The 25083-nt window shown below is 70.6% G+C and carries 22 protein-coding genes; 10 read left to right on the top strand and 12 right to left on the bottom strand.

Features of this window, described 5'->3' with window-relative positions; all coding sequences use genetic code 11:
* Positions 1–30: 30 nt before the first annotated feature.
* From F8566_RS24080 to F8566_RS24060, 5 genes are all read left to right on the top strand, one after another.
* A complete protein-coding gene (locus tag F8566_RS24080; RefSeq protein WP_151563579.1) occupies positions 31–345 on the top strand; it encodes a small hydrophilic protein in 315 nt (104 codons plus the stop codon).
* The gene (locus tag F8566_RS24075; RefSeq protein ID WP_225993464.1) at positions 335–1777 is read left to right on the top strand and encodes a sensor histidine kinase; all 1443 of its coding nucleotides are present in this window, start codon (positions 335–337) and stop codon (positions 1775–1777) included. Before F8566_RS24080 ends, F8566_RS24075 begins: the two co-directional genes overlap by 11 nt.
* On the top strand, positions 1774–2433 hold the full coding sequence (locus F8566_RS24070; RefSeq protein WP_151563577.1) for a response regulator transcription factor: 660 nt from the start codon (positions 1774–1776) through the stop codon (positions 2431–2433). The genes F8566_RS24075 and F8566_RS24070 overlap by 4 nt, the downstream gene beginning before the upstream one ends.
* A gap of 100 nt (positions 2434–2533) precedes the next feature.
* Positions 2534–3994: an SLC13 family permease gene (locus tag F8566_RS24065; RefSeq protein ID WP_225993463.1), complete on the top strand. Its 1461-nt coding sequence runs from the start codon at positions 2534–2536 to the stop codon at positions 3992–3994.
* Positions 3995–4012: 18 nt separating this feature from the next.
* Positions 4013–5176, top strand: a complete 1164-nt coding sequence (locus tag F8566_RS24060; RefSeq protein WP_151563575.1) for a glycerate kinase family protein — start codon at positions 4013–4015, stop codon at positions 5174–5176.
* A 20-nt stretch (positions 5177–5196) separates the two neighbouring features.
* Here F8566_RS24060 and F8566_RS24055 read toward each other — a convergent pair whose 3' ends face one another.
* The 4 genes from F8566_RS24055 to F8566_RS24040 form a co-directional block, all read right to left on the bottom strand.
* Entirely contained in the window at positions 5197–7761 is a 2565-nt protein-coding gene (locus tag F8566_RS24055) for an FtsX-like permease family protein (protein ID WP_151563573.1), read from the bottom strand.
* Positions 7762–7766: 5 nt separating this feature from the next.
* Positions 7767–8537 (bottom strand): ABC transporter ATP-binding protein, encoded by a 771-nt coding sequence (locus F8566_RS24050; protein WP_151563571.1) that lies wholly within the window; start codon positions 8535–8537, stop codon positions 7767–7769.
* A 75-nt stretch (positions 8538–8612) separates the two neighbouring features.
* A complete protein-coding gene (locus F8566_RS24045) occupies positions 8613–9221 on the bottom strand; it encodes a hypothetical protein (RefSeq protein WP_151563569.1) in 609 nt (202 codons plus the stop codon).
* A 105-nt stretch (positions 9222–9326) separates the two neighbouring features.
* Complete coding sequence (locus F8566_RS24040) at positions 9327–9899, bottom strand: TetR/AcrR family transcriptional regulator (protein ID WP_151563566.1); 573 nt, start codon at positions 9897–9899, stop codon at positions 9327–9329.
* A gap of 94 nt (positions 9900–9993) precedes the next feature.
* Here F8566_RS24040 and F8566_RS24035 point away from each other — a divergent pair, with 94 nt between their 5' ends.
* The 3 genes from F8566_RS24035 to F8566_RS24025 all read left to right on the top strand — a co-directional run bounded on the left by F8566_RS24035 (position 9994) and on the right by F8566_RS24025 (position 12165).
* Positions 9994–10431 carry a tautomerase family protein gene (locus F8566_RS24035; RefSeq protein ID WP_151563564.1) on the top strand — a complete coding sequence of 146 codons (438 nt, stop codon included), beginning with the start codon at positions 9994–9996 and terminating at the stop codon, positions 10429–10431.
* 45 nt (positions 10432–10476) lie between these two features.
* On the top strand, positions 10477–11592 hold the full coding sequence (locus F8566_RS24030) for a zinc-dependent alcohol dehydrogenase (protein ID WP_151563562.1): 1116 nt from the start codon (positions 10477–10479) through the stop codon (positions 11590–11592).
* A gap of 72 nt (positions 11593–11664) precedes the next feature.
* Complete coding sequence (locus tag F8566_RS24025; protein ID WP_151563560.1) at positions 11665–12165, top strand: hypothetical protein; 501 nt, start codon at positions 11665–11667, stop codon at positions 12163–12165.
* Here the strand turns inward: F8566_RS24025 and F8566_RS24020 are convergent.
* Genes F8566_RS24020 through F8566_RS23990 form a run of 7 tightly spaced genes read right to left on the bottom strand, consistent with a single transcriptional unit; the run spans position 12133 to position 19500 of the window.
* Positions 12133–14001 (bottom strand): helix-turn-helix domain-containing protein, encoded by a 1869-nt coding sequence (locus F8566_RS24020; RefSeq protein WP_151563558.1) that lies wholly within the window; start codon positions 13999–14001, stop codon positions 12133–12135. The two genes, F8566_RS24025 and F8566_RS24020, sit on opposite strands and share 33 nt — an antisense overlap.
* Before the next feature lie 13 nt (positions 14002–14014).
* The gene (locus tag F8566_RS24015) at positions 14015–14815 is read right to left on the bottom strand and encodes a 3-hydroxybutyrate dehydrogenase (RefSeq protein WP_151563556.1); all 801 of its coding nucleotides are present in this window, start codon (positions 14813–14815) and stop codon (positions 14015–14017) included.
* A complete protein-coding gene (locus F8566_RS24010; protein WP_225993462.1) occupies positions 14812–15828 on the bottom strand; it encodes a branched-chain amino acid ABC transporter permease in 1017 nt (338 codons plus the stop codon). Before F8566_RS24010 ends, F8566_RS24015 begins: the two co-directional genes overlap by 4 nt.
* A 34-nt stretch (positions 15829–15862) precedes the next feature.
* Positions 15863–16726 carry a branched-chain amino acid ABC transporter permease gene (locus tag F8566_RS24005; RefSeq protein ID WP_151563554.1) on the bottom strand — a complete coding sequence of 288 codons (864 nt, stop codon included), beginning with the start codon at positions 16724–16726 and terminating at the stop codon, positions 15863–15865.
* Positions 16727–16779: 53 nt separating this feature from the next.
* Positions 16780–18018, bottom strand: coding sequence for an ABC transporter substrate-binding protein (locus tag F8566_RS24000; RefSeq protein WP_151563551.1), 1239 nt, complete (start codon positions 18016–18018; stop codon positions 16780–16782).
* Between the two features lie 17 nt (positions 18019–18035).
* Positions 18036–18728, bottom strand: a complete 693-nt coding sequence (locus F8566_RS23995) for an ABC transporter ATP-binding protein (RefSeq protein ID WP_151563549.1) — start codon at positions 18726–18728, stop codon at positions 18036–18038.
* Positions 18715–19500: an ABC transporter ATP-binding protein gene (locus F8566_RS23990; protein ID WP_151563547.1), complete on the bottom strand. Its 786-nt coding sequence runs from the start codon at positions 19498–19500 to the stop codon at positions 18715–18717. The genes F8566_RS23995 and F8566_RS23990 overlap by 14 nt, the downstream gene beginning before the upstream one ends.
* Before the next feature lie 379 nt (positions 19501–19879).
* Here F8566_RS23990 and F8566_RS23985 point away from each other — a divergent pair, with 379 nt between their 5' ends.
* Positions 19880–21256 carry a tannase/feruloyl esterase family alpha/beta hydrolase gene (locus F8566_RS23985; protein ID WP_192809826.1) on the top strand — a complete coding sequence of 459 codons (1377 nt, stop codon included), beginning with the start codon at positions 19880–19882 and terminating at the stop codon, positions 21254–21256.
* 57 nt (positions 21257–21313) lie between these two features.
* Here the strand turns inward: F8566_RS23985 and F8566_RS23980 are convergent, their stop codons facing one another.
* Positions 21314–21709, bottom strand: coding sequence for a VOC family protein (locus F8566_RS23980; RefSeq protein ID WP_151563543.1), 396 nt, complete (start codon positions 21707–21709; stop codon positions 21314–21316).
* 261 nt (positions 21710–21970) lie between these two features.
* Here F8566_RS23980 and F8566_RS23975 point away from each other — a divergent pair, with 261 nt between their 5' ends.
* Positions 21971–25066 (top strand): M14 family metallopeptidase, encoded by a 3096-nt coding sequence (locus F8566_RS23975; RefSeq protein ID WP_151563541.1) that lies wholly within the window; start codon positions 21971–21973, stop codon positions 25064–25066.
* Positions 25067–25083: the final 17 nt, after the last annotated feature.

Raw genomic sequence — 25083 nt, 5'->3', positions numbered from 1 at the left:
CGCTTCGCAGCGGCGAAAATACTCGGCGACATGAGCATGAGGCAACGCGTGGCGGTGCTGGGCGCGATCGTGGCGTTTCCCCTGGGGATCGCCGCGGTCAGCCAGGCGCTGTCGGATGCGCCGGGGGAGCCCGCTGTTCCGCCGCGGGTCCAGCTGGGGGGCGATTCCTCCGGTTCCCCGAGCGGCACCCCGGCCACCGGCCCGCGGGACACGAGCGGCAGCCCGACGCCGCCGTCCACACGGGCGTCCAAGTCCCCTGGCCCGTCAAGGCGGACGGTGGTGCCGCAGCCGCCGCCGGTGTACGACGACGACGATGACACCGGCGGCGACGGGGATGACGGCTGACCGGGGCGGGTGGCCCTGGCTGTCGGCGCGCACCCGCATTCTGCTGTGGCTGATGGTCGCCATGGCTGCGGCGCTCGGCTCGGTGGCGCTGGCCGTCCGCGCGATCCTGGTCACAGAGATCGAGGCCGACGGCAGGCAGCTGCTGGAGCAGGAGTCCCGCGAGTTCGAGAGGTTCGCCGCGCAGGGCAGGGATCCGGCCACCGGCCGCCCGTTCACCGATGCGGACCGCCTGCTGTACACGCATCTGAGCCGCCAGTACGCCGACGATGATGAGGTGCTGCTCGGCGTGCAGGCCGACGGCACCGTGATGCACCAGGACCGGCAGGGCCCGTACAACCTGGCCGACAACGCGGCGGTCATGGCGCGGATCCTGAACGCGCCGGGGGCGACGGGGCGCACGTCCAGTCCCGCCGGGGAGATCCGCTGGGCGAAGGTGCGGGCCGAGCCGCGGGGCGGCGGACGGCCCGCCACGTTCGTCATCGCCTATTTCATCGACCGCGACTTCGCCGAGGTCACCCGCACGATGCGGGTGATGGGCACGGTGTCGGCGGTCGCGCTGCTGGGCGGGGCGGGGATCGCCTGGGTGGTGTCGGGGCGGATCCTGGCTCCGGTACGGCTGGTGCGCCGGACCGCCGCCGAGATCACCGAACAGGACCTGGCCCGGCGCATTCCCGTACACCGGCGCGACGACGTGGGTGAGCTGGCCGCCACGTTCAACGCCATGCTCGACCGGCTTGACCAGGCCTTCAGCACCCAGCGGCGCTTTCTCGACGATGCCGGGCACGAGCTGCGCACCCCCATCACGATCGTGCGCGGGCACCTGGAGTTGATGGGCGGCGATCCGCAGGAGCGGGAGGAGACGCTGCGGCTGGTCACCGATGAGCTGGACCGCATGAGCCGCATCGTCGAGGACCTGCTGCTGCTGGCCAAGGCCGAGCGTCCCGACTTCGTCGAAGTCCAACGGATCCCGCTCATGGAACTGACCAGCGACATCTACGCCAAGGTGAGGGCGCTCGGCGATCGCGAGTGGGTGCTGGACGGCATCGGCGAGGCCGAGGTGTACGTGGACCCGCAGCGCGTCACCCAGGCGGTGGTACAGCTGGCGCACAACGCCGTCCAGCACACCGAGCCCGGGGGCCGGATACTCGTCGGATCGGCGGTGGACGACCGCCGGGTACGGCTGTGGGTCGCCGATTCCGGGCCCGGCGTCCATCCCGACGACGCGGAACGGATCTTCCAGCGGTTCGCGCACGGCGGCGCGGCGCGGCACCCGCGGAAGGGAACGGGCGCCGGGCTGGGGCTGGCGATCGTGACGGCGATCGCGTCCGGCCACGGCGGCACCGTACGGCTCGACAGCGCGCCCGGCCAGGGCGCCCGGTTCGAGCTCGACCTGCCCCGGGCGGGGCGCGAGAGACAGGGGACCCAGGAGTGAACAGGATCCTCATCGTCGAGGACGAGGAGCGGATCGCGGCCTTCATCGAGAAGGGGCTGCGGGCCAACGGGTTCAGCACGTCGGTGGCCGAGGACGGCGAGATGGCCCTCGACTTCGCCTGCACCCTCGACTTCGACCTGATCCTGCTGGACATCGGGCTGCCGGGCAAGGACGGCTTCACGGTGCTGCGGGCGCTGCGCGAGGCCCAGGTCACCACACCCGTGATCGTGCTGACCGCCCGCGACTCGGTGCAGGACACCGTGGCCGGCCTGGAGGGCGGCGCGGACGACTGGATGACCAAGCCGTTCCGGTTCGAGGAGCTGCTGGCACGGGTGCGGCTGCGGCTGCGCGGCGCCGCCCGCGCGCCCGAGGTGACCGTGCTGCGCTCCGGCGACCTCGCGCTCGACCTGCGGACGCGGCGCGCCAGGTCGGGGGATCGCACGGTGGATCTGACGTCGCGCGAGTTCGTCCTCCTGGAGCTGTTCCTGCGGCATCCCGGGCAGGTGCTGTCACGCGAGCAGATCCTGTCGCACGTGTGGGGCTACGACTTCGACCCCGGGTCCAACATCGTCGACGTCTACGTGCGGGCGCTGCGCAGGAAGCTGGGCGACCACCGCGTCGAGACCGTACGCGGCATGGGGTACCGCCTGCCCTGACCGATCAGATGAAGATCGGCTCATCAGCCGTTCATGGACGCCTCACCGCCCGTCCAGATGATCGAAATGTCCGATCGGAGGGTGATGCGGGGAGGCATGGGTGGCGGTGGAGTCGGTCTCGTCGGCAGCGGCCCGGACTGGATGGACGCGGCACGTTCTGCTCGGCGCGGCGGCCGTGGCGGTCTGCGTCGCGATCGCGTTCGGGCCCGGCGCGGACCTGAGCGCGGACGGGCGCGTCACGCTGGCGGTGTTCGCGGTCGCGACGCTGCTGTGGATGTTCAGCCCGGTCGACGACGCGTACGTGGCGCTGACCGCCGGGCTCGTCCTGGTGGTCACGCGGGTCCTGGAGCCGGACGTGCTGTTCGGCAGCCTCGGCGAGGCGACGATCTGGCTGCTGATCTGCGCGTTCGTGATCGCCTCCGGGGTGTCGCGGACGGGGCTGGCGACCAGGGCCGCGGCGTTCTTCGTGTCCGGGGCCGGCACCGTACGGCAGCTGGTCCATCTGACCACGGCGGCGCTGGTCATCAGCGCGTTCGCCGTCCCGGCGACCTCCGGCAGGGCCGCGCTGGCGCTGCCGGTGTTCGTGGCGCTGGCCAGGGCACTGGGCGGCCGTCGCCGGGTGGTGCTCGCGCTGGCGCTGGTGTTCCCGACGGTGATCCTGCTGTCGGCCGTCGCCACGCTCATCGGCGCGGGCGCCCATCTGATCACGGCCGAGATGCTGGCGCACGCCACCGGTGAGCGCATCGGGTTCGTGCGCTGGCTGCTGCTCGGCACGCCGCTGGCTCTCGTCTCCTCGCACGTGGCCGCCGAGCTGATCCTCCTGATGACCACGAGCCGTGCGGACCGCCGGATTCCGGTGCGCGTCGGCGCCGAGGAGATCGGCGAGGCGGCGGAGGTCCGGGTGACCGGGCCGCTCACCGAACCGCAGGCGCGCGCGACCACGTTGCTGGGCGTGGTCGTCGTGCTGTGGTGCAGCGAGCCGCTGCACGGCGTTCCGCCCGCGGTGGTGGCGCTGATCGGAACGATCGTGACCGTGTCGCCGTGGCTGGGGACGATCAGGATGAAGGACGCGCTGGCGACCATCCCGTGGACGTTGCTGCTGTTCCTGGCCGCCACCACGGCCATGGGGTTCGCGCTGGCCTCGTCCGGCGCCGCCGCGTGGCTGGGCCGCGCGGTGTTCGACCCGGTCAACGGCTCGGGGGCGCCGCCCGCCTGGCTGTTCCTGGGTGTCGTCGTCGCCGTGAGCACCGTGGCCCACCTGGTGCTCCAGTCGCGGTCGGCGCGGTCCGGCGTGCTGGTCCCCCTGGTGATCACGGCGGCGGTGGGCGCGGGGATCTCCCCGGCGGCGGCCGCGTTCGCCTCGACGGCGGCGGCCGGGTTCTGCCAGACGCTGCCGTCCTCGGCCAAGCCGGTGGCGCTGTTCCACACGGTGGACGGCGCCGTCACCTACACCTCCCGCGACCTGCTGCGGACTTCGGCGGTGCTCGCCCCGGTCACGGCCGCGCTGGTTCTCGTCTTCGCCCTGCTGGTGTGGCCGCTGCTCGGCCTGCCCGTCCGCTGACCATCGAAGGAGTTCGAGTTGCGCATCGTCATCGCCCCGAGCGGGTTCAAGGAGTCGCTGACCGCCGACGAGGTCGCGGCCGGGATCGCCCGCGGGGTCCGCCGGGTCGTGCCGGACGCCTCGATCGCCACGATCCCGCTGGTGGACGGGGGTGAGGGGTCGGCGCGGGCCCTGGCGGCGGCGACCGGTGGACGGGTCGTCCCGCACCGGGTCACCGGCCCGGTGGGCGCTCCGGTGGACGCCCATTTCGCGGTCCTGGGCGGGCCGGGACCGCGTACCGCCGTGGTCGAGATGGCCGCGGCCGCGGGGCTGCGGCTGGTGCCCCGCGGCGCGCGCGATCCAGGACTGACGACGACCTACGGCGTCGGCGAGCTGATCGGCGCGGCGCTGGACGCGGGAGTCGATCGCGTCCTGGTCGGCTGCGGCGACTCCGGCACGTCCGACGGCGGCGCGGGGGCGTTGCGGGCGCTCGGGGCCCGCCTGCTGGACACCACCGGGCGGGAGCTCGCCCAGGGCGGGGCCGCGCTGGAACGCCTTGATCGCATCGACGCGTCCGGGCTCGATCCCCGGCTGGCCAAGGCTGAGCTTCTGGTCGCGTGCAACCCGTTCAACGTGCTGTGCGGCGAGAACGGCGTCGCCCGCGTGTACGGGCCGCAGAAGGGGGCCACGGCGGCCCAGGTCGAGGTGCTCGATCGAGCCCTGTGCCGATGGGCGCGGGTCCTGGAACGCGACCTCGGCCCGACCGGCGTCGACCTGCGCACCGGCCTGGGGACGGGCGCGTCGGGCGGTCTCGGCGCCGGGCTCGCCGCCGTCGGGGCGCGCCTGCTGCCCCGCTTCGAGGTGCTGCTCGAACAGGTGGACCTCGACCGGCTGCTCGCCGGCGCCGACCTGGTCATCACCGCCGAGGGCACGATCGACCGGCAGACCTCGCGCGGGAAGATCCCGGCCGAGGTGGCCCGCCGCGCCAAACGGTACGGCAGGCCCGTCCTCGCCCTGGCCGGGACCATCGGCCCCGACGCCCACCTTGTCTACGGCAGCGGCATCGACGCGTTCGCGGGGATCCTGCCCGGGCCGATGCCGCTCACCGAGGCCATCTCGCGCAGCGAGGAGATCCTCGCCGACGGAGCAGAGCGTGCGCTGCGCATGGTGCTGCTGGGCACGGCGCTCACCCCCGTGGCGTGACCGCGGGGGTGGCTCGGCGGTCATTCGGCTTTGGCGGCTTCGAGGACGGGGACGGTGGCGGCTCGGCGGGCGGGGAGGGCCGAGGTGACGAGGGTCACCAGGGCGGCTCCGGCTGTGATCACGGCGAACAACCAGGTGGGTGGGTTCGGCTGGGCGAAGGAACTGCCGGTGGCCACGTGCAGGGTGGCGACCGTGCCCAGGGCGGCGCCCGTGCCCAGGAGGGAGCCGAGCAGGACCACGGTGGCCGCCTCCCAGCGGACGATCTGCCGGACCTGGGACATGGTGGCGCCGACGGCTCCCAGCAGGCCGAACTCGCGCGTCCGTTCGCTGACGCTCATGGAGACCGTGGTCGCCATGCCGAAGAGGGCGAGGACCAGGGACATGCCGATGAAGCCGTAGATCACCTTCATGCCCTTGGTGAGGGCCTCGGCGGCCATGGCGACGTAGGTGTTGCGGTCGACCACCTTGGCCCCGGGGACGTCCGCGACGGCCCGTGTCAGGGCGTCCGCGGAACCACCTCGGATCAGCACCGCCTGGGTGGCCGCGCTCGGGTCGAGCCGTTCCATCGTGGCGGGAGCGACGAGGGCCTGGTCGGCGAAGAGGTGCGACGGGTCGTGGTAGGCCCCCGCGATCGTGAGCTGCACCCGGCCCTGGGAGCCGCGTACGACGATGCGCTGGCCGCGCTTCAGTTTGTGGGCCTTCATGGTGGTGGAGGTGAGCCCGATCTGGCCGGGGGCGAGGGCGGGCAGCCGGCCGCCTAGACGCAGCACCGCGGACAGGGCGGGCTGGTCAGCGCCGGTCACGCTCAGGTAAGGGGGGATGTCTTCGGATGCCTTGGACCCGATGAGCTTGGCTGAGGTGGACGTGAGTGGGATCGCGTTGGTGACGCCTGGCACGGTTGCGACCTTGCCCGCAACGTCACGGGGAAGCGGGGCTCGCCCGTCGCCGGTCATGGCGGTCGAGGTAACGACGTGGTCGGCTTGCAATACCTCGCGGCCCGCCTCGTCGAAGCGCTCGTTCGCCGAGATGACCAGCGTCGCCGTCGCCCCGACCAGGGCGACGCCGAGCATGAGCGACGAGGCCGCGGACGACACCCGGCGGGGGCTCCGGGTGATGGTGGCGCGGGCGAGTCGTCCCGCTTCGCCGCTCACCGCCATGCCCAGGCGGCCCACCAGGCCGCCCAGCGGTCCCACGAAGAACGGCGCCAGCACTGCCAGAGCGGCGACGGTGACCATCGAACCCATCAGCACCAGCACGGCGATGCCCACGGTGCGGTCCGGTCCGGGCGCCTCGGTGGCCGCGATCGCGAACGCCGGACCGAAGAACATCCAGGCGGCGCCGAAGACCGCCAGGGCGCCCAGCAGCCGCGGCCAGGAGCGGCCCGTCGAGTCGGCGGCGGTGATGCGCAGGGCCTGCATGGGAGAGATGCGAGCGGCGCGCCGGGCGGCACGCCAGGCCGCGAGCTGAGTCACCACGATCCCGGCGGCGGCCGGGATTGCGAGCGCAACCCAGCCGAACTGCGCGTCCGCAGCCGAGATGTCAAAGCCGTCTTGGGCAAAGAGCCGTGTCAGAAGGCCCGACAGCGGGTAGCCGAGGAGGACGCCGCCCACGCCCGCCACCAGCCCGACGGCGAGCGCCTCGAAACGGATCAGCCGTTTGATCTGGCGCGGGGTGGCGCCGATCGCGGCGAGCAGCGCCAGCCGCCGGGAACGTTGCCGGACCAAGGTGCCGAACGTGTTCGCCACGACGAACAACCCGACGAAGACGGCGACCGAGGAGAGCATGCCGATCGCTCCGCCGATCGAGGCGCCCATGCCCGCCACGTCGGCCGACTGGGCGTCGCGCAAGGACTTCGCCGTTCTGACGGTCGCGTCCTTCTGGGACCGCTTGAGTTCATCGCTCAGGCGCCCTGCCGGGACACCTGGGGCTGCCTTCACCCAGACGCTCTGCCAGACACCCGGCGGCAGCCCGGCGGCCCGCCGCGTCATCTCCGGGGCCGCCAGCACCAGCGCGCCGCTCGCCACGGCGCTGCGTCCCGACACGGTGACGACGCCGACGACCTTCGCCCGCAGTGTCTCGCGCGGCAACGTCAGGTTCAGCTCCGACCCTGGACTGAGCCGCCCGGAACGCGCGAGGTGGCGCACGACCGCGACCTCCCCGGCCGCGGCAGGAGCCCGGCCGGACGCCAGCTTGTACGGGTTGAGCCCGGGTTCGGCCACCCAGGGGCGCAGCAGCGTGCGGCCGCCGGCGGGCGGCACGATCATCTTCCCGCCGGGCGGTGCCGCGGTCACCGCCACCATGGCGTCACCCGCCACGGCGGCGACGCCGGGACGGCCCGCCACCTGGTCGAGGCGCACCCGGCCGTCGGGCGCGGCGTAGAGCTCGTCGGGGTCGGTCTGACCACCCTGGACGAGCACATCGGCACGGGCGTACTCGCTGGCGTCGCTCCCCGACACCGCCGCCTGGGCGCGCAGGCTGAACTGCAGGGACCCGGCGATCAGCCCGACCGAGAACATCGCCGCGAGCAGGGTTGCGGTGAGCCGCATCCAGCCCTCGGTGAACGAACGGCGCGCGATGAGCCACATCGTGCTCAGCCCTCCATCCGGCGCATGCGCGCGTGCACGTCGTCGATGGTCGGGGCGTGCAACTCGTCCACGATCCGGCCGTCGGCCAGGAAGAGCACACGGTCGGCGTACGAGGCGGCGACCGGGTCGTGCGTCACCATGATCACTGTCTGCCGGTAGGCGTCGACCGCGCGGCGCAGGAAGCCCAGCACCTCGGCACCGGAACGGGAGTCGAGGTTTCCCGTCGGTTCGTCGGCGAACAGCACCTCGGGCCGCGTCAGCAGCGCCCTGGCCACCGCCACCCGCTGCTGCTGGCCACCGGACATCTCGGCCGGCCGGTGCCCGAGCCGCGGGCGCAAGCCGAGGCTGTCCACGATCGTGTCGAACCACTGCCGGTCCGCGCGGCGGGCCGCGAGCCGCCCGGTCAGCCGGATGTTCTCCTCGGCGGTCAGCATCGGCAACAGGTTGAACGACTGGAACACAAAGCCCAGCCGGTCGCGGCGCAGCTTGGTCAGCCGGGTCCGGGAAAGCCTGGTGATGTCCACGTCACCGATGAGCACACTGCCGGACGTCACCGTGTCGAGCCCTGCCAGGCAATGCAGGAACGTCGACTTGCCGGAGCCCGACGGCCCCATGATCGCGGTGAACTGTCCCCGGCGGAACTCCGCGGCGACGCCGCGCAAGGCTGTCACCGCACCGTCGCCAGACCCGTAGGACTTCACAAGGTCGATCGCAACGGCGACCCGTTCGGTGGGAGCGGCCGGGGCGGAATGCGGTGAGGCGGTGGTCTGCGTCATACCCTCAAGCCAACCGACTCGCCGCTGCGAACACATTGGCGCGACCCGGAGATCTCTACCGGGGGCCAGCCCTACCTAAAGGCGTGCCTCCCAGTCGGCTGGCCGGTTTGGAGCCGGGGCCGAGCCTTGTGCCGGGCCGGGGTTGGCCCCGCCGGTGGCCGAGCCGGTCTGCTGCGCCGCCGCCGCAGCCTCCTCCGGGCCGCAGAACGACTCGGTGAACGCGTCGACCGTTTCGCCGCGTGCCTTCTTCGCGCGGGCGCCCAGGCAGAGCGAGGTCACCTTCTTCGCCGGCCCGGCACCGGTCTGCGCGTTCGTGGCGTTGGCGAAACGTTCACGCTGGCGGCAGTGGAACGCGAGGTCGAAATCGAGCGCGGGATCGCCCTGAGCCGCACGTGCGTTCACCGCCTCGCACGTGTTGCTGTTGAGCACGGCCGGTTGCTCGCCACGAGCCCTGGCGGCCTGCCGCTCCAGTTCGAGGGCGGCGAATTCGACCTGGTCACACTGCTTGGCCGCGCCGACGTTCACGGCCTGCCCCGCCGAGATCTGCTGCTGGACCTGCGCGCAGGCGGCCGAGGACGTACCGGCCACCAATCCGGCGAAGCGCTGCTCCCCCGAATCGCACGCCGCCGTTCCCGCCAGGCACAGGACCCCCAACATGCCGGCCACAAGACTGGTAATCCGCACGGATCCGCTCCTTCCACGGGCGATCTTCGCCCGTTCTACGGAGCCCTCCAGTGCGAAGGTTCATCTCTTAAATAGCCCTGTCGTCCGCCTCAAATAAAGGTTTTCTCATTGGCGGAGACTGTGCTGGATCAGTGCTTCGAGTTGCGCGGTGACCTCGTCGAGCGGGCTGATGTCGCGCTGGGCCCGGCACATGGCGACGGTGCCTTCGACGGCGGCGACGATCAGGGTCGCGAGCTGGCCGGCCTGGTCAGGCTCGACGCCGTTCTCGCGCAGGGACGTGCTCAGCATCTGCTGCCAGGCCGCGAAGACCTCGGCGGCCGCGTTGAGGGCCTCGGGCGCGCCGTCGGCGGGAGGTTCCTCGACGGCGACGGCCAGCACGGGACAGCCGGCACGGAAGTCGCTGTCGAGGACGGTCTGCCGCCACAACCCGAGGAAGGCGCGCAGTCCGGCGATGGGCCCGGCGTGGAGTTCGCGTCGCAGATACGTCTGGACGAGGTCACCGGCATAGCGGACCGCCTCGGCGGCGAGTTGCTGCTTGCCGCGGGGGAAGTAGTGGTACGTCGACCCGAGTGGCGCACCGGAGTGTCCCGCCAGGTCGCGGACGGTGCTGCCGGCCAGTCCACGGCGGCGGATCAGGTCCGCCGCACCGACGACGATCCGCTGTCGCGACGTGCTCACGTGTCGTTCCCCCCTGGCTATGACGCTCGTTATAGCCTACCGTGGACCTCCGGTTATAACGTTCGTTATAACCGGACGTCGAAGGGAGCTCGGGATGCCGAAGATCCAACTCACCGTTCCAGAGAGGACACTCACGCCGGAGGGCCGTGCGACCATCCAGGCCGAGCTCGCACGCATCTTGCTGCGCTGGGAGGGGGCCCCGGACACCGCGTTCTTCCAGTCGCTGGCCTGGAGTTATCTGCACGAGCTTCCGCATGGTGCACAGATCACGGCCGCGGACGAGCTGCCCCGGTTCCTGGTCGAGGCGACCGTTCCCCAGGGAGCGCTGTCGGAACGGCGCAAAGCGGGCCTGGTCACGGACGCGACCAGCGCGGTCCTGCGAGCGGCCGGGCTGACCGAGACCGACGGCCTGCGGGTGTGGGTGCTGATTCACGAGCAGCCAGACGGGACTTGGGGCGCGGGCGGACAGATCTTCCGTCATGCGGACGTGGTCGCGCTCGCCCAAGGGGAAACCGCCGATGAGGTGCGGTGAGCCGAAGACGGCCTATCGGCGCGCAACTTTGCGTGAAGGCTGCTGATGCGGGAGCTGAGGTTCGTCCGCAGCGGCAGGCTCGCTTGGGGCGAACGTGCCACGCCCGAGCTCGTCGATCCGGGGGATGCGATCGTGCGTCCGTTCCTGGCCGGACGCTGTGATGGCGACACCTTGCCGATCCACCGGCCTGTCTCGCGTGTCCTGCAGGCGGGGATGGCGCTGAGGGCCGTCGACCCGATGGTGGGGCGCATCTGCGGCAAGGTGCCGTTCCGGGGACCGTTCGCGATCGGCCATGAGTGCGTCGCGCAGGTCACCGCCGTGGGGCCGGAGGTCACCGGGATATCCGTGGGCCAGACGGTCGTCGTCCCGTGGGCCGTCTCCTGCGGCTCGTGCCCGAACTGCCTTCGCGGCCTCACGGCCAAATGCGTCACCACCACTGGCGACAGCGTGCTGGCGGCGTTCGGGTTCGGGCCTTCGAGCGGCCCGTGGGGCGGCATGGTCACCGATCTGATCCGCGTTCCCTTCGCCGACCACATGCTCGTCCCGGTCCCCGAGGGGATTCCCGCCGCCCGGGTGGCGGCCGGCAGCGACAACCTCGCCGACGCGTGGCGCGCGGTGGCCGGGCCGCTGGCCGAACGTGAGGGCGGCACGGTCCTCATCCTCGGAGGCGGCGCCAAGAGCATCGGCCTGTACGCGGCGGGCCTGGCTGTCGCTCACGGCGCCGGCCTGGTCGATTACCTCGATGACAACCCCCGGCGCCGGAGCATCGCCGAGTCCCTTGGTGCGCGGGCCCGTGAAGGAGGCCAGCCGGGACGGACCTACGACGTCGTCGTTGAGGCGACCTCGCGTACGTCTGGGCTGCGAACGGCTTTGCGCGCGCTGGCACCCGGCGGGATCTGCACCGCGGTCGGCTACTACCTCGCCACGGGCACACGGCTGCCGCTGATGCACATGTACGCCACCGACGGCACCCTGCGCATCGGCGTCTCCCACTCCCGCGCCGCGCTCCCCGACCTGCTCGACTTCGTCGCCCGGACGGAATTCCCGGCCGAACGCGTCACCACGTTGACCGCCGAGTGGGACGACGCACCCACCGCCTACGCGGCCCGTACGACCAAGCTGGTCCTGGCTCGCGACCCCCTACCGAACGGGCACTTGTAACCCCCAGCTCCCGGGTGGCCGTTCGCCATCAATGCCGCGGAACCAGCCGGAGCATGAAAGGGTCCCATTCTTATGGAGGAATTGGTGCTGCGTCCCGGGCTCGTCACCCGCCTATTGCCCGCCGGTGTGTGCCTGGGGGTGTTTCCGACCGTCGCAATACCCGACTCTGTCGTGTACGGCCTGGCGGGAGAGTCCGCCGTGGGGAAAGCGGTCCTCGGCGTCTCGGTAGCCATGGTGCTCGTCTGTGGAGTGCTGGTGGCCTGGCGCGCCTTTCGCCTCGCCACCATCTGCCGACCCGACGAAGTCACCCTCCGTGGCTACCTGCGCACCATCCGCATTCCGACCACGTCCATCATCGCCATCGATGTCATCGACGCCGACATCCGTTGGCTGGATTCGGAGGGCACTCCGCGCCGTACCAAGGTGAGCGCCTTCGAATCGAGCTCCCAGACATCGAAAGCGACCCGCGAACACAACAAGAAGACCATGGAACAGATTCGCAGCTGGTGGCTGGCCACCCGACGAGAAAGTCCCAGGCGGCTAGAGGGCGGCGCGGAGGCGGTTGAGGCGTAGGGCTAGTTGGAGCTCCAGGGAGCGGTCCGGGGACTGCCAGTCTTCGCCCAGGAGTTGCGCCACGCGGTCCAGGCGTTGGGTGACCGTGTTGACGTGGATGTGCAGGCGTTCGGCGGCTCTGGAGAGGCTGCAGCCTGCGGCGAAGTACGTTTCGAGGGTTTGGATCAAAGCTGTGCCGCGGCGTTCGTCGTAGGCCAGGACGGGGCCCAGGGCGGACGACAGGAACGCCGGTACGTCGCGGCCGTCGCCTACCAGGAGGCCCACGAAGCCGAGTTCGTCTGAGCTCGCGCCATCGCCGGAGCGGCCCAGGGAGAGGAGCGCTTCAGCGCAGCGTTCGGCTTCGCGGTGGGCCGGGGCGATGTCGGTGGGGGTGTCGAGCGGGCCTGCGGCTCCGGCGGTGGCGGGGACGCCCAGGGCCGCCGACAGGTCCCGGGCCACCTGGCGGGCTTCGGGCCCGGGGCTCGTGCCGGGCAGCAGCAGGATCACCTCGTCACCGCGGGCGGCGACCAGCCCCTGGCGCAGAGCGGCGTGGGAGGTGGCCCAGAACGCGGCGCGCTGGCGGTCGCCGTTGTGGCGGGCCACGACGAGGATGTGCGGGGCCGTGAGGTCCACGCCGACGAGTTTGGCGCGGTCGCGGAGGGCCTCCCGGTCCGCGCGCCCCGCGAGGAGATCGTTGAGGAGTTCGCCGCGGACGCGGCCTTCGGCTTCGGCGACGCTGCGGCGGAAGAGGAGAAGCAGCGCGGTCACCAGCGCCGCGCGTTCGAGGATGCGCTGGTCGGGATCGGGCATGTCGTCGGCCGTACGGAGGACGAGCGTGCCCAGGACCTCGGCCCCGGCGGCCATGGAGGTGACCCAGAGACCACCGCGTTGGACGGTGCGGCCGAGGGACCGGGAGGCGGTCGCGGCTGCTTCGATGTCGGCCTCGTTCAGGTCACCGGCTTCGCCCAGCGCCGCCAGTCGGCGGCCTTCGGCGTCCAGGACGACCAACGCGCCGCCCAGGACGTCGGTGACCACGGCCGCCACGTCCTCGACCCCGCCGCCTCGTACCACCAGGGCCGTCATGCGGTCGTGGGCTTGGGCGGCCCGTTCCACCGCGGCGCTGCGGGCCTGGATGAGCTTGTTGGCGGAGGAGAGCTCGTCCAAGGCGGCCCGGGTCTCTTCCAGGAGGCGGGCGTTGTCGATGGCGATGGCGGCGTGGGCCGCCAGGGACCCGAGGAGCGTCACCTCTTCTTGAACGAAGGGGCGCGCGCTGCGGTTGGCCGCGTAGAGAACGCCGATGACGCGGCCGCCCAGGCGCATGGGGACGCCGAGGATGGCCACGAGGCCTTCCTCTTTCACGGCGCTGTCGATGAACGACAGGTGATGGAAGCGTTCATCCTCTGGGTAGTCGGCGCTGGTGTAGGGGGTCGCGGTCTGGGCCACCAGACCGCCCAGGCCGGCGCCCATGGGGAGGCGGAGGGCACGGAACGCCGCCGACACCGAGCCGTCGGTCACGCGCATGAACGTGTCGCCGCGTTCGTCATCGTTCAAGGTCATGTACGAGATGTCCGCGTGCAGGAGGCGCCGGGCGCGGCGGACGATGGCCTCCAGGACCGCGTCGAGGTCGCGCAGCCCGGCGAGATCGCTCGCGGTGTCGAAGAGGGCCGACAGCTCCGCCTCCCGGCGGGCGCGGCGCTCCAGGAGCGTCCGCACCCGCAGGGCGGCGAGCTTGGTCCGTTCGAGCTCGGCCAGTTCCTCCGGCGGCGCGCCGGCGGCGCGGGCCTCCAGGAGCGGAGCCTCGAACTCGACCGGGGAGGCCTCCCGGGCGAGCAGTTCGAGGAAGATGGCGCAGGTCATGGTCTGACCATTGTCAGTGCGCCGTCCAGCCGCCGTCGATGGCGAACGAGGCGCCGGTCACCATCGCCGCGGCAGGGGAACACAGGTAGGCGACCATCGCGGCGACCTCGTCCGGCTCGATGAGGCGCCGGACGGCCGCCCGGGCGAGCATGATCTTGTCCAGGACCTCGGCGGGCGGCAGGTCGTGCAGGGCCGCCTGGTCGGCGATCTGGGCCTCGACCAGCGGGGTGCGCACGTACGCGGGGTTCACGCAGTTGGAGGTCACGCCGTGGGCGGCCCCTTCGAGAGCGAGGACCTTGGAAAGGCCCTCCAGCGCGTGCTTGGCGGTCACGTACGCGGCCTTGTAGGGCGAGGCGCGCAGACCGTGGATCGAGGAGATGTTGACGATCCGCCCCCAGCCACGCGCGTACATGCCGGGGAGGACCCGGCGGCCCAGCCGGAACGGCGCCTCCACCATGATCCGCATGATCTCGGCGAACGTGTCGGGCGGGAAGTCGGTCACCGGCGCCACATGCTGGACTCCGGCGTTGTTGACCACGATGTCCGCGTCGCCGATGTCCAGCGCGTCGACCGCCGCCATGTCGGACAGGTCGGCGGCCAGCGCGGCCGCGCCGATCTCGGCGGCGGTCGCGCGGGCCACGTCGGCCCGGACGTCCACGATGGTCACCTGGGCCCCGGCGGCGGCGAGCCGGGCCGCGCAGGCGCGCCCGATCCCGCTCGCCCCGCCGGTCACCAGCGCCCGCCGTCCGGAGAGGTCCAGGCCCTCCACCGCGTTCTGGCCCTCCGCCGAACGGGCCGTGCTCGTCGCGGTCACCGCGCGGTCACTTCCTGCCGGTCCGGCGCCTCGACCTGAGCGGCCGCGGAGTCCGTCCCAGCGGCCGGGCTCCGGCGGGCGGCACGGGCGGCGATGAGATCACGCGCCGTACCCCAGACTCCGCGCCGGAAGACCAGCACGATCACGACGAAGATGCCGCCGGTGACCAGCCCGGTCTCGGTGAAGCCCGCGGTGGCCAGGTAGTCGTTCAGCTCGACGATCAGCGCCGCGCCGATCGCGCCGCCCCACAACGTGCCGATGCCGCCGAGGACGACCGCCATCACGGCCTGGCCGGACGTCGTCCAGTAGACCTCGTGCAGCGAGGCGAAGCCGTGGCTGATGGCATAGAGCCCGCCGGCGAGTCCCGACAGCCCGGCCGACAGGACGAACGCCAGTAGCTTGTAGCGTTCGACCGGATAGCCGAGCGCCTGCGCGCGCGCCGGGTTGTCGCGGATGGACACGAGAACGCGGCCGAACGGCGAACGCACGATCCGCCAGACCGCGAAGAGCCCGAGCAGAACGAACGGCAAGCCCGCGTAGTAGAAGAAGAACGGGTCCGACAGGTCCATCCCGAAGAACTCCCGGGGCACCCCCTGCAGACCGTTCTCCCCTCCGGTCAGGTCACGCCATTGGTTGACCACGAAATAGACCATCTGGGCGAACGCAAGAGTCACCATGGCGAAGTAGATGCCGCGCAGCCGTACCGACAGATAGCCGATCGGCACGGCGAGCACCGCCGCGAATAGCGCACCGCCCAGCACCGCCACCGGGAACGGCACGCCCCAGTGCACCGCGATCAGCCCGGCGGCGTACGCGGCGCCACCCCAGAACGCGGCATGCCCGAACGACAGCAGACCCGTGAAGCCGAGCAGCAGGTCGAGCGCCGCCGCGAACAACGCCCAGCAGGCGATGTCCATCGCCACCGGCGGATAGATCAACCAGGGCAGCGCGAACGCGGCGACCAGCCCGAACAGCAGGAGGACCGGCCGCGCGGCCAGCTTGGACAGGATCACGGCGCCGCCTCCCCGCACCCGTCGACTGTGTCCCTCATGACAGCGCCTCCTCGCGGCCGAAGAGGCCGGCCGGGCGCCACAGGAGCACGGCGGCCATCAGGATGAAGACCAGGGTCTGCGACAGCGCGGGCACGTACAGGTTGCCCAGCGCCGACACCAGCCCGATCGCGAAGCCCGCCGTGACCGACCCGAAGATCGAGCCCAGCCCGCCGATCACGACCACCGCGAACACCGTGATGATCAGGTCGGCGCCCATCAGCGGGTTGACTGCGCGCATCGGCGCGGCGAGCACGCCCGCCAGCCCGGCCAGCGCGATGCCGAAGCCGAACACCGGCGTGACCCAGCGGCCGACGTCGATGCCGAGGGCCCGGGTGAGCTCGGGCTTCTCGGTCGCGGCGCGCACGATCATGCCGACCCGGGTCCGGGTGAGCGCGAGCCAGACCAGCGCGCAGACCGCCAGCGACACGGCGAGCACGAAGACCTGGTACGTCGGGTAGGTGAAGAGCCCGAGGTCGAGCGAGCCCGACAGCGCCGACGGCCGCGGGTAGGGCTGCGACTGCACCCCGTACCTGCTCTTGATCAGGTCCTGGAGGATCAGCGTGAGGCCGAACGTGAAGAGGAAGTTGTAGAGCGGATCGAGCGGGGCGAGGCGCCGGATGAACAGCCGTTCCAGCACGACGCCGACCACGCCGAGCACGATCGGCACCGCGAACAGCGCGACCCAGAAGTTCACGCCGAACGAGTCCAGCAGGACGAAGGCGCCGAACGCGCCGAGCATGTAGAACGCGCCGTGGGCGAAGTTGACGACGCCCAGCATCCCGAAGATGACGGCGAGCCCCAGGGCGAGCAGGGCGAAGAACGCCCCGCCCACCAGGCCGTTGAAGGCCTGTTCGAGCATGGTGACCTCCCTGCGAGAACGAGGAAGAAACGAGGACGTGTTGCCGAGGGGCCTCAGAGCTTGCAGGCGGGGTCGGGCTGCTGGAACGCCTGGTCGGCCGGGATGGTCTTGAGGATCTTCTCGTAGTCCCAGGGCTCCTTGACCTCGCTGGACGGCTTGACCTGGGCGAGCGCCACGTCGTGCAAGAGCAGGTGGTCCTGGGCGCGGATGGTGGCGTTCTTGGCGAAGACGTCCTCGAACTTGTGGCCTTCGAGCTGCTTGACCACGTCGTCGGACTTGTCGGTTCCGGCGCGCTGCACGGCGTCGAGGTACTGGAGCGCCGCGCTGTAGTTGGCGGCGTGCGCGAACGTCGGCCGCTTGCCGGTCTTGGCGAGGAACTTGTCGGCCCAGGCCCGGTTGCCCTGGTCGGCGTTCCAGTACCAGGGGTCGGTGAACTTCGTCCCGGCCAGCGCGTCCGCGCCCAGCGAGTGGATGTCGGTGAGGAACATCAGTCCCACCGCGAGCCCGATGCCCTTGTCGCGCAGCTTGTACTCGTTGTACTGCTTCACGAGGTTGACGAGATCGCCCCCGGCCTGCATGGTGCCGAGCACCTGCGGCTTGGGACTCAGCCCCGGGGCCTTGAGGAGGAACGTGGAGAAGTTGTCGTTCGGGAACGGCGCCGGGTCGCTCTTCACGATCTTGCCGCCCGCGCCCTGGACCGCCGTGGAGAAGCTCTTGTTCATGTCCTGGCCGAACGCGTAGTCCGGATAGACGACGTACCAGTTCTTGGCGCCGTCCTTGGTCACCGTGCTGCCGGTGCCGTGCGCGAGCATGTAGGTGTTGTAGCCGTAGTGGAACGTGTACTTGTTGCAGTTCGCGCCCGTCAGCGCGGTGGTCGCTGCGCCGATGTCGATGAAGACCTTCTTCTTGGTCTTGGCGATGTTGGCCACGGCCAGGGCCGCCGACGACGTCGGGACGTCCATGATCGTGTCGGCCTTCTGCCGGTCGTACAGCTCCTGCGCCTTGGAGTTGGCGATGTCGGGCTTGTTCTGGTGGTCCGCCGCGATGACGTCGATGTTCTCGGTGACGGCCTTGTCGCCGTACTTGGCCTTGTAGTCGGCGACGGCCATCTTGACCGCCTCGACGCTGTTCTTGCCGGACAGGTCGGCGTAGATGGCCGACTGGTCGTTGAGGACGGCGAGCACCAGCCTGCCGTCGCTGATCTTGCCGCCGCCCCCGCCCGGCCCGCCCCCGCAGCCCGCCAGCATCGTTCCCACCGCGGCCACGGCGGCCGCGCGTCCCAGTGCCTTCATCCGCGTTCTCCTAGGTCCTAGATTCCGAGGTGTTCGAGGAGCTCGCCCTCGCGGGCCTTCATCTCGTCGTTGTCGAGCGACTCGACGATCCGGCCTTCGGCGAGCAGGTAGTGGCGGTCGGCGACGGTCGCGGCGAAGTGCACGTTCTGCTCGATGAGCAGCACGGTGACGCCCTGCGCCTTGACCTCGCGGAGGATGTCTCCGATCTGCGCGACGATCAGCGGGGACAGGCCCTCGGTGGGCTCGTCGCACAGCAGCAGCCGCGCGCCCATGCGCAGCACCCGGGCGAGAGCGAGCATCTGCTGCTCGCCGCCGGAGAGCTTCGTCCCGGGAAACCCGCGCCGGTCCTTCAGCCGCGGGAACGTCTCGTACACCCGTTCCAGCGACCACGGATCAGGCCCGACGCGTGGCGGGAGGGTGAGGTTCTCCTCGACGCTGAGCGTGGCGTAGACGCCCCGGTCGTCCGGCACGTATCCGAGGCCGCGCCGCGCCCGCCGGTGCACCGCCAGCCGCGTGACGTCCTCGTCGACGAACGAGACGCGCCCCTCGGCCCGCCCGTGCAGCCCCATCACGCACCGCAGCAGCGTGGTCTTGCCCGCGCCGTTGCGGCCGACCAGCGTGACGATCTCGCCCTTGCGCACCTCCAGGTCGGCCTCGCGCAGGACCTGCGCCTCGCCGTACCAGGCCGACAGTCCCTCAATTCGCAACATGAGCGTCCCCTCCCCCGGCGTCCGCCGGTGCCTCGCCGAGGTAGGCGGCGATGACCCGCGGGTCGTCGCGGATCTCGTCGTACGGTCCTTCGGCCAGCACGCGGCCGTTCTGCAGGACCGTGACCTGGTCGGCGAGCCGCGAGACGACGTTCATGTTGTGCTCGACGAGCACGACCGTCCGTCCTTGCCGCACCTTCTGGACGAGGTCCACGGTCCGGTCGATGTCCTCGACGCCCATCCCCGCCGTGGGCTCGTCGAGCAGCAGCACCTTGGGGTCGAGGGCCAGTGCGAGCGCCAGTTCCAAGGCCCGCTTGCGCCCGTACGCGAGCGTCCCCGCCGGAATGTGCGCCTGCGCGGCCAGCCCCACCTGGTCGAGCAGTTCCATGGCGCGCACCGAGAACCGGTCCAGCGCACGGTCCGAACGCCAGAACCGCCAAGTGATCCCGCTGCCGCCAGCAAGTGCCAGCTGCAGATGCTCCCGTGGGGTGAGCTGCGCGAAGAGGCTCGTGATCTGGAACGAGCGGGCCACGCCGAGCCGCGCGACCTGTTCGGGCCGCCGCCCAGTGAGGTTGCGGTCGCCGAGCTGGATCCGGCCCGCGCTGGGTTTGAGGAATCCGGTGAGCAGGTTGAACAGCGTGGTCTTGCCTGCGCCGTTGGGGCCGACCAGTGCGTGCACACTGCCGTCCGCCACGTCCAGGTCCACGCCGTCCACGGCGCGGAACCCACGGAACTCCTTGACCAGGCCCTGTGCTCTCAGAACAGGACCGTCCATGCGGCCTCCTCCGGATAGCGGGGTGTGTGACGCAGGACACTAAGTCGCGTTCCGGGACCGTTCCATGTGGGCCGACCACACAATCCAGCACCAAAAGGCGGAGGTGATCCACACCACATCAAGGTCAGAAGGCTTTACACAGGTTTCGACAGCTCGGTATGTGGCTCGACCACGTAGAAACGTCCTCACCACGTTCCCTACGGTGCCGACAGCCCGGCGACACACCGTGGAGGGCGGCGCCATCCCGCCCACGGCGACGTTCAGCACCTGGTTTCCAGCGACATCGAAACGCGCCGCAATGTGGTGTCCGGCCACGTGGCCCACGTCACTACACCTCAGCACCATGAGGGCGGACCCTCCCCAGCCCAAAGGAGCCGCCATGAAGCCGCCCCGCCCCCAGCCGACCCCGAGCAGCGTCGTGGCCGGCCTTGCCCTGGCTGCTGCAGTGCTGGCGCCACTCGCCCCCACACCAAGCCACGCGGCGGCGCCGGGGCATGCAGACTGTGGCGAGGTGCAGGTGCAGGTGCCGGGGGCGGAGAGGCAGGTCAGTGCTTGTCTGGATGACCTGACCACGGCCGGGACGGTCGCGTCCGGGCACACCGTTCCCGCGGACTGGGCGGGGCTGCACCCGGCAGGGGCACGCAATCCGGCTGGTGTCCGGGGCGTGCAGATCGACGGGTACTTCCCCGACACCTCGACGTTCAACGCGGCGCACGGCTGGAACCACGACTCGCAGTTCGTGATCCGGCTGCCGGCGCGCTGGAACGGCGGGCTCGTCGTGGCCGGGTCGCCGGGCGTACGGGGGCAGTACGCTAACGACTTCACCATCTCCGACTGGGCCCTGGCCAAGGGCTACGCCTACGCCGCGACCGACAAGGGGAACGTGGGCGCGACGTTCTACCGTGACGGCGCCCGGCCCGGAGACGCCATCGCCGAGTGGAACCACCGCCTCACCCAGCTCACCAAGGCCGCCAAGAACGTGGTCGCGGGCCACTACAGGCGACCGGCCCGCCGCACCTATGCCGCCGGGATCTCCAATGGCGGCTACCTGGTGCGCTGGCAACTCGAACACCATCCCGAGCTGTATGACGGCGGCGTCGACTGGGAGGGCACGCTGTGGCGCGCGGACGGGCCCAACCTGCTGACCTTCCTCCCGCGCGCACTACGCGGATACGCGGCGGGCGACGCGGTGGAGGTCCAGGCGGCGGGCTTCCCGGCGGCTTCGTCCTTCCTGTGGGACTACCACTACAAGGTCTATTGGGACCTCACGCAGCGCATCTACCGTGAGGAACTGGACCCCGCGTACGACGGCGCCGCCGAGGCGGGCACCCCGTTCTGCGCGTCCGGCACACCGGCCTGCGACGCCGACTACGACTACACATCACGGCCGCGCTCGGTGCGCAAGGCGGTCCAGAAGATCTCGCTGAACGGGCGCATCGGCCGCCCTCTCATCACCCTGCACGGCACCCTGGACACTCTGCTGCCCATCTCCCTCGACTCCGACGTCTACGAACGGCTCGTGCGCGCGCGAGGCCGGGATCGGCTGCACCGGTACTACCGGATCGAGGGCGGCAACCATGTGGACGGGTTGTACGCCGCATATCCGACACGGATCCGGCCGCTCCTGCCGTGCTTCCGCAGTGCGTTCACCGCGTTGGAGGGCTGGACGACGAAGGGCGTGACGCCGCCGCCCGACGCCACCCTCCCCCGCCCTGCGAACGGGGATCTGCCGAACGAATGCTCGCTGGCCCCTTGAAGCCCATGGGGCCTCCACGGCCGTGGAGGCCCCACGACGCGCCCTGACCAATTCTGGTCAGGCGGTCGGCAGCGGAGGCGTGAAGAGGCCGAAACGGTTGCCCGCCGGATCGACCACGTACGCGAACTTCAGGCCGGAAACGGTCGTGGCCAGGGGCCGTTCGACCTTGCCGCCGAGCCGCTCGGTGCGCTCGCACATGGCCGCCACGTCCTCGACGAGCACCAGGAACATCGCCTGATCGTCGACGCCCTCGAGGTGCGCGTCCGTGCCGGCGTACGCCACACCGCCGCTCGGACGCTCGGCGCCCGGGTAGCTGATCAAGTCGTATCCGTCCTCGTCCGGGTCGATCTGGAACCGCCAGCCGAACAGCTCGCCGTAGAAGCGCCGGGCGTCCTCGGGTGCCGCGGTGCCCACCTGGAACCACGCGACGGTGTTGAACGTGGGAACTGTCATTGGTCTCCTCCACAACGGATGGCTTCGCCGTTTGCGAGACCAGCGTCCAGCGCCGTGGCGACAACCCCCTGTCGGTGTTTCCTGTCAACGTCTGGCAACGATGCGAACCCCCACCCCAATGCTGGCAAATCTGAACAAACCTCAGAAAAGGCATTGACCACTCTTACCGACTCGTGGACGCTGACCTCACTCTGAGGAGAACCACGTGCGCCCCCGCTCGGCCAGCGACTCCTCAATCCCCTTAAGTGCCATGGAGGCGCAATGAGGCGCAAAGTCACCTCATTCTTCGCCGCGTTGACCCTCGGAGCCGGATTGGTGGCCGCCTCGCCCGCCACCGCCGCGCCCGGGGGTCAGACGCGCGCCAATGACCGGATGGAGGTGTTCACCGGTCAGCTGACGGTGGACCACGTCAAGAAGCTCCGCGCACTCGGGCTCGACCACGAGGACATCGCGATGGGCAAAGCCCAGGGCGGCAAGGTCCCGATCGAGGTCGCGATGAGTCGCGCGCAGGGCGAGGCCCTGCGCGCCAAGGGCGTGCCGCTCCAGGTGAAGAAGGTGAAGGGCAAGAGCGCGAGCGAACGTTCCCGGACGCTCGCCGCCCAGGGCAACGTGTTCCGCCCGTACTCGGGAGCCGGCAACATCCGCGAGGAGATCGTCAAGGCGGCGGCCGACCACCCGAACATCGCCCGGGCCGTGGACATCGGCAAGTCCCTCAAGGGACAGCCGATCACCGCGGTGCGGGTCACCAAGGGCGCCCGCACCTACCCGACGCGCGGCAGCCGCCCCTCGGTGGTCTTCCAGGCGGCCCAGCACGCCCGTGAGTGGATCACGCCGGAGCAGGTGCGCCGGACGATGCACCACTTCCTGAACAGCTACGGCACGGACGCCGAGATCACCAAGCTCGTCAACACGACCGACATCTGGTTCATCCCGGTCATCAACGTCGACGGCTACGACCTCACGTTCAACCCCGACTACCGGATGTGGCGCAAGAACGTCCGCGACAACGACGGCGACGGTCAGGTGACCAACGCCGACGGCGTGGACCCCAACCGCAACTTCCCCTACAAGTGGGGCTACGACAACGAGGGTTCCTCGCCGCAGCGCGACAGCCAGACCTACCGCGGCACCGGCCCGGGCTCCGAGCCGGAGACCAAGGTCCAGGACGCCTTCATCAGCAAGCTCAAGCCCAAGTTGCTGGTCAACTACCACTCGGCTGCCGAGCTGCTGCTCTACGGCGTCGGCTGGCAGCAGCAGACGCCGAGCCCGGACGACAAGATCTTCGAGGCGCTCCTCGGTGACGACGAGCACCCGGCGGTGCCCGGCTACGACCCCGACCTCGGGGCCGAGCTCTACATCACCAACGGCGACACCGACGGCCACATGGGCGAGCGCCACGGCGTGCTGGCCTACACCCCGGAGATGTCGACCTGCCAAACGATCAGCGCCATCGATCCGAACGACCCGTGGAAGCCCGAGGAGTGCGCCAGCGTCTTCCACTTCCCGGACGACGAGAAGCTGATCCAGCAGGAGTACCTCAAGAACCTCCCGCTGGCGATCGCGACGGCCAAGTCGTCGCACAGCCCCGACAAGCCGGTGTCCGTGGTCGGCAAGACCACGCCGGACCTGGTCGCCGACGCGTTCGAGGTCTCGCACGGCCGCACCCAGCCGGTCGCGGTCACGGCCCGCAAGTCCCTCAAGGGGCTCACCCTGCGCTACAGCGTGAACGGCGGCCGCACCGTGAGCGACTCCGTCCGCGAGTGGAAGGGCGGCGAGCGGTACGGCGACGAGGGCCGTCACTACTACGGCGAGTACCGCGGCAAGGTGCGCGGCACCAAGGCCGGTGACAAGGTCGAGGTCTGGTTCGAGGCCCGCAACAAGGGCAAGAAGGTGAGCAGCCAGAAGTTCACCTACACGGTCGCCTCGGACATCGGCGGCAAGGTCCTGGTGCTCGCGGCCGAGGACGTCACGGGCGCCAGCCCGGCCCAGGGCGTCACCCAGGCCAAGTACACCGGCGCCTACGCCTCCTCGCTGACGGCGGCGGGCTACAGCTCCGACGTCTACGACATCGACAAGAACGGCCGCAAGGCACCGCACCACCTCGGTGTGCTCAGCCACTACAAGGCGGTCGTCTGGGAGACCGGAGACGACATCATCCCGCGGGCGACCGGCCAGCCGGGCGGTACCGCGGCCAAGCTCGGCTTCGACTTGGAGCTGAGCGTCCGCGACTACCTCAACGAGGGCGGCAAGCTGCTGCTCACCGGTAAGTACGCGGGCTTCGCGCAGGGCGCCGACGGTTCGTACTTCTACGAGCCGGACTACCCGGCCCAGCCGGAGTGCACCACGCCGAGCGACCCGCCGTGCCTGCCGATGTTCAACGACTTCCTGCAGTACTACCTCGGTGCCTACAGCTACATCAGCGACGGCGGCACCGGGCAGGACGGCAAGCCGTACCCGGTCAAGGGCGTCGGCGGGAAGTTCAACGGCTTCGCGGCCCCGCTCAACGGCGGCGACTCGGCGAACAACCAGGACCACACCGGGTCGTTCCTGACCACGTCGAGCTTCCTGCCGAAGAAGGAGTTCCCGCAGTTCGCCACCAGCGCCCCGATCAAGTGGGACCGTCCGGGCGGCGCACCGTACGACCCGCGCACCGGCTCCTGGTACGTCTACAGCGGCCAGGCCGACGTGTCGTACAAGCGGCTCACCCGCACGGTCGACCTGACCGGCAAGACGGACGGAAAGCTGTCCTTCCACGCCTCCTACGAGACCGAGCCGAACTGGGACTACATGTTCGTCGAGGCTCGCACCGAGGGTCAGGACGACTGGACGACCCTTCCGGACGCCAACGGCAACACCCAGCAGGGCACGGGTGAGAGCTGCGCCTCAGGCTGGCGTGCGATCCACCCGCACCTGAACCACTACCAGGGTCAGGACTGCTCGCCGACCGGCACCACCGGCGCCTGGCACGCCGCCACCGGCAAGTCCAACGGCTACAAGGAATGGTCGATCGACCTGACGCCCTACGCGGGCAAGAAGGTCGAGATCTCCATCTCCTACGTCAGCGACTGGGGCACCCAGGGCCTCGGCGTGTTCCTCGACGACGCCAAGATCACCGCGGGCGGCGCGACGCTCGCGGAGACCTCCTTCGAGTCCGACCTCGGCGGCTGGACCGTCGCGGGACCGCCCACGGGCTCGGCCCCGGCCTCCAACGACTGGGCCCGCAGCCAGCAGGCCTTCGAAGAGGGCGCAGGCGTCACCACCAAGGACAGCGTCTACGTCGGCTTCGGCGCAGAGGGCATGTCCACCGAGGCCCGCAACGACTTCGTGAAGAGGGCGATGCGACACCTCCTCGGCTGATCTGACAACCTCCGCGA

The sequence above is a fragment of the Actinomadura rudentiformis genome, from assembly GCF_008923185.1.
Lineage (GTDB): Bacteria > Actinomycetota > Actinomycetes > Streptosporangiales > Streptosporangiaceae > Spirillospora > Spirillospora rudentiformis.
Note: the sequence above shows the minus strand (reverse complement) of the source record. Positions and strands in the feature narration are given on the sequence as shown.